This is a genomic window from Vibrio hepatarius (genome assembly GCF_001274785.1).
GTDB lineage: Bacteria > Pseudomonadota > Gammaproteobacteria > Enterobacterales > Vibrionaceae > Vibrio > Vibrio hepatarius.
Genome location: NZ_LHPI01000052.1, coordinates 1 through 1,880, shown reverse-complemented (window position 1 = coordinate 1,880; position 1,880 = coordinate 1). Strand labels below are relative to the sequence as shown.

The 1,880-nt window shown below is 48.6% G+C and carries 1 protein-coding gene; it reads left to right on the top strand.

The annotated features are described in order from the left end of the window. Positions 1-1,789: Tn3 family transposase (locus AKJ31_RS21995; RefSeq protein WP_053411134.1), on the top strand; the 1,789-nt coding region annotated here is incomplete at its 5' end. Positions 1,790-1,880 lie beyond the last annotated feature (91 nt).

The following is a 1,880-nucleotide window of genomic DNA, read 5'->3' as shown; positions in this document are numbered from 1 at the left end:
GCAACTGTTAAGGCAGGTGTTTTTGTGCCTTGAATGTGAGGCCGGTAAAGGCTCAGAAGCCGTCGTCGCCCAACTTCAACAGATGCAGACGGAAATCGCATTCGGTGGACCACTGAAGACGATGGATACGTCGCTCATCCCGAAAAAGCACCTCCCATGGTTGGTTAAACAGGATAACGTTAACCCGCAACGTTACGAATGGCTGCTCTACCGGCAGTTAACCTCACGACTGAATGGACGCATTTATTTGCCAAATGTTACCAAATACCGCGCACTGGAAGACGACCTGATCCCCCAGACATCGCAGGATACCTTGCTGGCCTCATCAACACTGGACAGACTAAAACAGCCCGCAGAGTTATTGTTACAGGAGAAACAACACCGGCTGGAAAGTGCACTCAAAGACGTTGCTCTCCATATTGATGAGGGAGACAATCGAAATGTGATCATGAAAAATCGTACCGGTACCCGCTGGCGTCTGCCGACCAAAAGCGCTACATCTCTGGTCAACAATCCCTTTTTTAAGCGAATGCAACCGGTCGGTATCGCGGATGTACTGCGGTATGTAGAGCGCGAAACCGGGTTCATGAAATGTCTGACTCATGTACTTCCGATACAAAAACAAGGGTTCACTCATCAGGATGATTTACTGGCCATTCTGATTGCCAACGCCACTCACCGTGGTGTGTATGGCATGGCGCAGATCTCCGATCGAAGCTATGAACACCTGAGTACGGTGCAGGCCAACTATATCCGGCCTGAAACGCTGCATGACGCCAGCGACGTGATCAATAATGCGGTTGCAGCGCTACCCATCTTCCGCCACTACCATATTCAGGAGGACCAGCTGCATGCCAGTGCGGATGGTCAGAAATTCGAAACCCATCTGGAAACCTTTAAAACCCGGTACTCCTCTAAGTATTTCGGCACCAACAAAGGGATCACGGCCATGACACTGGTGGCCAACCACAGCGCCCTCAATGCTCGGATCATCGGTTCCAACGAGCACGAATCACACTATATTTATGACCTGTTACAATCCAACAGCAGTGAAATCAAACCTGACGTACTCTCGACAGATACACACGGTGTCAATCATGTTAACTTCGCCTTACTGGATCTATGCGGTTACAGTTTTGCACCGCGATACGCGCAGTTCAGTAGTGTCATCAATGATCTGTTTGATGTGACTGAAAGTGAACAAGGCAGCACCATACTGGCGCTAAAGAAGCCTATCAGAACGAATGTTATTACAACGGGATGGCAAGATATCAGGCGTATTGTTCTGTCACTTCAGACAAAGCGGACGACACAAGCAATGCTGGTAAGAAAGTTGTCTGGTTACCCTTCTGGACACCCAATATTACAGGCTCTGACGGAGTATAATCGACTGGTTAAAGCGCAATATTTACTTGACTACATCGACGATGCCAGTTTGCGGCAGTATGTGCAACGTGCCCTGAACCGGGGAGAAGCATGGCACTTCCTTAGACGAGCCATTGCGTCGGTGAATGGTGATCAGTTCCGTGGCAAAAACGAGTCTGAAATCGCTATCTGGAATGAATGCGCAAGATTGCTTGCCAACGCGATCATCTACTTCAACTCCGCGATACTGAGTCATCTTCTGGGACACTTTGAAGCGAGAGGAGATGAAGAGAAAGCGGGTATCACTCGTGCTGTTTCGCCCGTTGCGTGGCAAAATATCAACTTAAGCGGAACGTATAACTTCACTAATACTGGGAAATTGCCCAATATTGGCGAAATAACAAGGCCGATAGTGGATGATTAGGCTCCAAGCTGAAAGTAAACCACCTCCGCAGCCATTTATTGGTGTGGTCTACAGAGGATTATGTCTTTTTAGAGGGGAAAATCCCTAGAAC